This window comes from Pseudomonas sp. RW407 (assembly GCF_003176655.1).
GTDB lineage: Bacteria > Pseudomonadota > Gammaproteobacteria > Pseudomonadales > Pseudomonadaceae > Pseudomonas > Pseudomonas delhiensis.
The window spans coordinates 97,376-103,945 of sequence record NZ_QGSL01000064.1 but is presented as its reverse complement, the minus strand read 5'-3'; the positions used below and the strand labels follow the sequence as shown (position 1 = coordinate 103,945).

General features: G+C 69.1%; 6 protein-coding genes and 1 pseudogene. 2 read left to right on the top strand and 5 right to left on the bottom strand.

Annotated features, from left to right (window positions below; all coding sequences use genetic code 11):
• Nucleotides 1–138: 138 nt before the first annotated feature.
• From DK254_RS06220 to DK254_RS06200, 5 genes are all read right to left on the bottom strand, one after another.
• Nucleotides 139–1,482 (bottom strand): ATP-binding protein, encoded by a 1,344-nt coding sequence (locus DK254_RS06220; protein ID WP_109933091.1) that lies wholly within the window; start codon nt 1,480–1,482, stop codon nt 139–141.
• The gene (locus DK254_RS06215) at nt 1,479–2,156 is read right to left on the bottom strand and encodes a response regulator (protein WP_089394853.1); all 678 of its coding nucleotides are present in this window, start codon (nt 2,154–2,156) and stop codon (nt 1,479–1,481) included. Before DK254_RS06215 ends, DK254_RS06220 begins: the two co-directional genes overlap by 4 nt.
• A gap of 50 nt (nt 2,157–2,206) precedes the next feature.
• Nucleotides 2,207–2,812: an outer membrane beta-barrel protein gene (locus tag DK254_RS06210; RefSeq protein WP_109933090.1), complete on the bottom strand. Its 606-nt coding sequence runs from the start codon at nt 2,810–2,812 to the stop codon at nt 2,207–2,209.
• 357 nt (nt 2,813–3,169) lie between these two features.
• The gene (locus DK254_RS06205; RefSeq protein WP_109933089.1) at nt 3,170–4,369 is read right to left on the bottom strand and encodes a lytic murein transglycosylase; all 1,200 of its coding nucleotides are present in this window, start codon (nt 4,367–4,369) and stop codon (nt 3,170–3,172) included.
• An 11-nt stretch (nt 4,370–4,380) separates the two neighbouring features.
• Nucleotides 4,381–5,052 (bottom strand): polysaccharide lyase family 7 protein, encoded by a 672-nt coding sequence (locus DK254_RS06200; RefSeq protein WP_089394626.1) that lies wholly within the window; start codon nt 5,050–5,052, stop codon nt 4,381–4,383.
• 159 nt (nt 5,053–5,211) lie between these two features.
• Here DK254_RS06200 and DK254_RS06195 point away from each other — a divergent pair, with 159 nt between their 5' ends.
• On the top strand, nt 5,212–6,006 hold the full coding sequence (locus DK254_RS06195; RefSeq protein WP_109933088.1) for a dienelactone hydrolase family protein: 795 nt from the start codon (nt 5,212–5,214) through the stop codon (nt 6,004–6,006).
• A gap of 375 nt (nt 6,007–6,381) precedes the next feature.
• Nucleotides 6,382–6,570 (top strand): annotated as a pseudogene (locus DK254_RS34500) (4'-phosphopantetheinyl transferase); the annotation flags it as partial.

Here is a 6,570-nt window from a genome sequence, read left to right as displayed (position 1 = left end):
CGCTCCTACAGGTTGCCGGGAAACACGGTATTTCTCCCCCGTAGGAGCGAGCTTGCTCGCGAACAAACGCGGTGCCATGCGGTTCGCGAGCAAGAACCAGGCGTCCCCCTCGCTCCTATGAAGAGCGCTCCGACACACCTACCCCGGCAACCAGATGCGGAAACAGGCCCCGCCCAGCTCGGCGTCGTCCAGCGCCAGGTTGCCGCCATAGCTGTCGATGATGTCCTTCACCACCGCCGTGCCTATGCCCTGCCCCGGGTGCTGGGTGTCCAGCCTCTCGCCGCGCTGGAGGATGCGCTGGCGCTGGTCCGGCGGGATGCCCGGGCCGTCGTCCTCCACCCGCAGTTCGTAGCCGCCGTCCCGCTGGCGGGCGCTGACGCGCACGCGGGCCAGGCACAGGCGGTAGGCGTTCTCCAGCAGGTTGCCGAGCAGCTCCAGCAAGGCGCCCTGCTCCAGCGGCAGGCTCAGGCCCTCGGGGAAGTCGCGTTCGAGGATCACCCGCTTGTCGCGGTAGACCTTCTCCAGCGCGCCGGCCAGGGTGTCGAGCAGCGGCGCCAGCTGCACGCGGTGGCGCACCAGGCCGCTCTTGCGCAGGCTGGCGCGCTGCAGCTGGTAGCCGATCTGCTGGCTCATGCGCTCGATCTGGCTCTGCAGCACCTGCACCTGCTCGCGGTTGCCCGGCGCGTTGGCCAGGTTCTCGCTCACCCCCTGCAGCACCGCCAGCGGCGTCTTCAGGCTGTGCGCCAGGTCCGCCAGGGAGTTGCGGTAGCGCTCGCGCTGGCTGCGCTCGCTGGCCAGCAGGCGGTTGAGGGAGTCGGTCAGGCGCAGCATCTCGCTGGGGTGCTCGTCGCTCAGGCTTTCGCGCTCGCCGGCCTCGATCTGGTCCAGTTCCTCGCGCAACCCGCGCATGGAGCGGAAGCCCCAGCCCAGGCCGAGCCAGAGCAGCCCGAGCAGCAGCAACAGCGCGCCGCCGAGCCAGATGTACAGCTGCTCGCGGAAGCCGTGCACCAGCTCGCGGAAGGCGCTCACCGGCTGCATGGTGACGATGCTGTAGGCGGCCTGCTTGCCGCCCACCAGGTCGATCTCCACGTCGTAGACGAAGAACTCGTTGCCATGGTCGTCGCGGGCGCGGGTGAAGACGTCGGGCTCGCCGTCGTACAGCGGCACGTACTGCACGCTCTCGTCCTGGGTCGAGGTGGAGCGCCAGACCATCTGCCCGTCGCGGTCGTAGATGTAGCCCAGCAGCTTGGACTCCGGCAGGTTGAAGTCCTCCACCGCCAGGTGCTCGGGCATGCTCAGGCGGTCGCCGTCGATGCGCGCGGAAGACACCAGGGTGGCGACGTCCGAGGCCAGGCGCTGCTGGATGGCATTCACCAGGGCGATGCTGAAGGCCCGCTGCAGGGCCGGCAGCAGCGCCAGCATGAACAGGATCGCCAGGGCCGCGGCCCCGAGCATCAGACGCAGGCGCAGCGAGCGCATCAGCGGCAGCGCTCGGTGAACAGGTAGCCCTGGCCGCGCACGGTGTCGATCGGGCGGAAGCCCTCGTGGCTCTCCAGCTTGCGCCGCAAGCGGCCGACCAGCACCTCGATGACGTTGGGATCGCGCTCGTCGTCGTCCGGGTAGAGCTGCTCGATCAGCCGCTCCTTGCTCACCACCTGCTGGTGATGGCGCATGAGGTATTCGAGGATGCGGTACTCGAAGGCGGTCAGGCCCAGCGCCTGGCCGTCCACCGTGGCCTGCTTGCGGTTGAGGTCCAGCAGCAGCGGGCCGGCCTCGATGGTGGCCTGGACGAAGCCGCTGGAACGCCGCAGCAGGGCGTTCAGGCGCGCCTCCAGTTCCTCGAACTGGAACGGCTTGACCACGTAGTCGTCGGCGCCGGCGGCCAGGCCCTCGACCTTGTCCTGCCAGTTGCCGCGGGCGGTGAGGATGAGGATCGGGAAGGTCTTGCCCTGGCTGCGGAACTCGCGGATCAGGTCCAGGCCGCTCATGCCCGGCAGGCCCAGGTCGATGACCGCCAGGTCGTGATGGTATTCGCCGGCCCGGTACAGGGCCTCTTCGGCATTGCCCACGGCGTCGACCACATGGCCCTGTTCGCCGAGGCGGGTGTACAGGTGATGGCGCAACAGCGCCTCATCTTCCACCACCAGTAGTTTCATGGAACTTCCTCCTTATGCGGGGCCGGGCTGCGGGCCCGGCCCCCTGCCAGTCAGAACCGGTAGTTGGCGCCCAGGTAGAGCTGCGAGCTGCTGTGCAGGTCCAGCGATCCGACCTTGTCGCCGCCGTGGGGGCTCATCTCCGTGCTGGCATTGGTACGCAGGTAACGATAGCCGCCTTCCAGCGAGGCGTTCCTGCCGATGTCCTGGAGGATACCGGCCTGGGCGCCGATGGCGTAGCCGATGTCGCTGTCGCGGCTGTAGCCGCGGGAGTCCTGCTCCAGCTTGGTCAGGCCGAGGGTGCCGCCGCCGAAGACCTTGGTGCCCTGGTCGTTCAGCGGCAGGAAGGCGTCGTAGCTGCCGAGCAGGTTCTGCTGGCGCAGCTTCAGGCCGCGGTAGGTGTCGGAGGTGTTCTCGTAGGTGGCGTAGTAGCGGCCGTTCTCGTTCTGCTGGCCGGCGCGCACGCCCCAGGTGCTGCTGTTGTTGATCACGCTGTCCAGCTTCGGATCGTTGAGGTTGCGGTTCAGCGCGCCGGATTTCTGGATGTTGTTGCTGGTTTCGCCCCAGGTCAGGCCGGCGAAGTTTTCCGAGGCCTGGGCGAGGCCCGCGGTGGCGCCGAGGATGGCGGTGGCGAGGGTGAGCTGCTTCAGCATGTTCATGGCGTTTCTCCGTCAGGGATGTCTGTAACTGGTTGACGGAGTGCAGGTTAAGGGGCGGCCACTGAACGCAGCCTGTCCGGCCGCTGAACCTTGCCTGAACGGAAGGCTCGCGGTGCCTTGGCCCCGTGGGATGGGTTGAGCCTTGCGAACCCATATGGCCGCGATGATGGGTATCGCTTCGCTCAACACCATCCTACGGCGACACGGGGCAACCCGTAGGGCGCATAACGCCTACGGCGTTATCCGCCGTTTGGCCTCGGTGCCCGGCGGCTCCGGGGTTGACCTGGGCGTTGGCTGCGGCCTCGGTGTATCGGCGGATAACCGCGAACGGTTATTCGCCCTACGAAAAGCGGCGGTTCAGCGCGCCGCTTTCAGGGCCTTGAGGATCTTCTGTCCGGCGCGGCCGTCGGCCGGTTGCAGGCCCAGGCGTTGCTGCTCGGCCTGGATGGCGCGGCGGGTGTTGTCGCCGATCAGCCCGTCCGGCTCGCCGATGGCGTGGCCGCGGGCCAGCAGCAGTTGCTGCAGCTCCTTGCGCTGGGCGCGGCTCAGGCCCGGATCGTCGGTCGGCCAGGGGGTGCGCAGGCCCGGCTCGCCGCGCAGGCGGTCGGACAGCAGGGCGATGGCCAGGGCGTAGCTCTCGGCGGCGTTGTAGGAATAGATGGCGTCGTAGTTGCGCAGCACCAGAAAGGCCGGGCCGGCCTTGCCGGTGGGCAGCAGGATGGCGGCGCGGGCGTCGCCGGCCGGCAGCGGCGCGCCGTCGATGCGCTTCACGCCCAGGGCCTGCCAGTCCGCCACCGTGCGCCGCTTGGTGCGCCCGGCCTGGGATTCGGCGAAGTTCGCCGGCAGCCTCACCTCGTAGCCCCAGGCCGCGCCCGGCACCCAGCCGGCCTTGCGCAGGTAGTTGGCGGTGGAGGCCAGGGCGTCGGGCACGCTGCTGACCAGGTCGCGGTGGCCGTCGCCATCGAAGTCCTCGGCGATGCGCGCGTAGGTGCTGGGCATGAACTGCGTCTGGCCGAAGGCGCCGGCCCAGGAGCCGGTGATGCCGGCATCGCGCAGGTCGCCCTGCTGCAGCAGCTTGAGGGTGGCGAAGAACTCGCCCTGGAAGAACGCCTGGCGCCGCCCGTAGCACGACAGCGTGCCGAGGGAGACCAGCAGCGGGCGCTTGCCGGTGATGCGGCCGAAGTCGCTCTCCACGCCCCACACCGCCGCCACCGTGTACTTGTCCACCCGGTACTGGCGGGCGACGCGCTCGAACAGCTCGGCGTGCTTCGCCAGCATGGCCTTGCCATCGGCGACGCGCTGATCGTCCACCAGGCCGGCCAGGTAGTCCCACAGCGGGGTGACGAATTCCGGCTGGGCGTTGAGCAGGTCGAGCACGCTGAGGTCGGCCGCCAGGCCGCCGGTGTAGCGCTGGTAGGCGGCGGCGCTCACGCCCTTGGCGGCGGCCTGCGGCTGCAGGCGCGCGAGGCAGGCGGAGAAGTCGTCGGCCATGGCACCCGGGGCCTGGGACAGGCCGGCGGCGAGCAGCAGGGCCGGGAGGATTCGGGAAGGCAGCATGGGGCGGTTCCTCAACGGTGCATGATCGACAGGGCGCTGAAGGTCGCCCGCCCGCCTTCGCTGGCGGGGCCGCGATTATCCTGCAGGTACAGCCCCGCCTTGAAGTACAGGCCCTGGCGCGCCCACCGCGGGTCGAGCTGGCGGACCAGGCGCTGGTCGTTGACCTCGATGCTCAGCACGCCGGTGCGCGAGACGCCGATGCGGTAGTCGAAGCTGCGCCCCAGGGGGATGCCGTCCAGCACCGTGTAGGTGATGGCGGTGGCGTCGCCCGGGCGCTCGCGGATCTGCGCCAGCACCCGGCCCTGGTCCAGGCGCAGCTGGTAGACCAGCTTCAGCAGCGGCGCGGCATCCCCGCTGCCGGCGCCGTCGCTGTGGACCTGGCCGATCACCATGCGGCGCATGGAGGGCACCGCGTCCACCTTCAATGTAGCGCGCAGCAGGCTGTCGACGTTCGGGTAGCGCCAGGTGTAGGGCGTGCCGTCGCTGCGCGTCTCGCGCAGTTCGGTGCGCGGGAACTCGCTGTTGGGCGTGTGGCTGCCGTTGACCGGCACCCAGAACTCCACGCCGTCGATGCTGCGGTGGAAGTACGGGCTCTGGTAGTCGCGCTGCAGCGCCGGGGTGGAGATGGTCCTGGCCGGGCGGCCTTCGGGGAGGGTGAGGTTCCAGGTACTGAGGTCGAACATCCGTTGTGGGTCCCGCACGGCTGACTGGCCCGGCAAGGGTAGCCGATGGCGCCGCGGCTTTCACGCGATGCCGCGGGCTTGAGCGGTTGCGCCGGGAAAATCCGACCGCCGCCGCACAACCGGCTATCTTTTTCAGTCCACCCTCTGGAGAAAACGCCCATGCGCCTGCTCGCCACCCTGCTGCTGCTCGGCCTGGGCTTCGCCGCCCAGGCGGAGGTCAAGACCCAGGAAATCCCCTACCAGGCCACCGACGGCACCAAGCTGGTCGGCTACTTCGCCTACGACGACGCCCAGGCCGGCATCCGCCCGGGGATCATCGTGGTCCACGAATGGTGGGGCCTGAACGACTACGCCAAGCGACGCGCCCGCGACCTCGCCGCGCAGGGCTACGCGGCGCTGTCCATCGACATGTACGGCGAGGGCAAGGTGGCCGAGCACCCCGAGCAGGCCCAGGCCTTCATGCAGGAGGCACTGAAGAACGCCGACGCCGCCAAGGCGCGCTTCCAGGCCGGCCTGGACCTGCTGAAGAAACAGCCGCAGACCGACCCGGCGAAGATCGCCGCCATCGGCTACTGCTTCGGCGGCAAGGTGGTGCTGGACATGGCCCGCCAGGGCCTGCCGCTGCTGGGCGTGGCCAGCTTCCACGGGGTGCTGGCCACCGCCACCCCGGCGCAGCCGGGCGCGGTCAGCGCCAAGGTGCTGGTGGAGCACGGCGGCGCCGACACCCTGGTGCCGGCCGACAGCGTGGCCGCCTTCAAGCAGGAGATGGACGCCGCCAAGGTGGATTACAGGTTCGTCGTCCAGCCCAACGCCAAGCACAGTTTCACCAACCCCGACGCCGACAAGCACAAGGGCCACGGCCTGGACGTGGGCTACGACAAGACCGCCGACCAGAAGTCCTGGGCCGACCTGCAGGCCTTCCTCAAGGACATCTTCCAGCAGAAGGCTGACTGAAGCTGGATGCTCTTCGCAGGATGGGTTGAGCCTGCGAAACCCATGCGGTCGTGGCGATGGGTATCGCTTCGCTCAACCCATCCTACGAGGGTGTTGGCGTTTGGCCGGGCAAAAAAAAACGAGAGCCCGAAAAGGGGCTCCCGCCACGATCTGTGAAAAAGCCGGAGCACGCGGCTCCGACAACAACCTCACCTGCGTTCCGGCAAAGGAACGCGAGGCGCAGTGTGGCAAATTCCCCGGGCGCCGATCCGTAGCGCTTCGGTAAACCTTTGCAAGCGAATGTAAAGGCTTCGTGACCGCCCGGACGCGACTGGACGGTCACTCGCCACACGAATCCACTGGCACCGCGTCCGGCGGCCGGGCAGAATCCCCGCCATGCTCGACACCGACGACTTCCTCACCCCGCCCCAGGCGCACTGGCCGCTGCCCCAGGCACTGCCCGGCGCCCTCCTCCACAGTTGCCGCTTCCAGCCGCAGAAGCTCGACGCCCAGGCCTTCGGCCGCCATGGCGTGGACCTGCCGCCGAATATCGGCCGCGCGGTGGCCAAGCGCCGCGCCGAATTC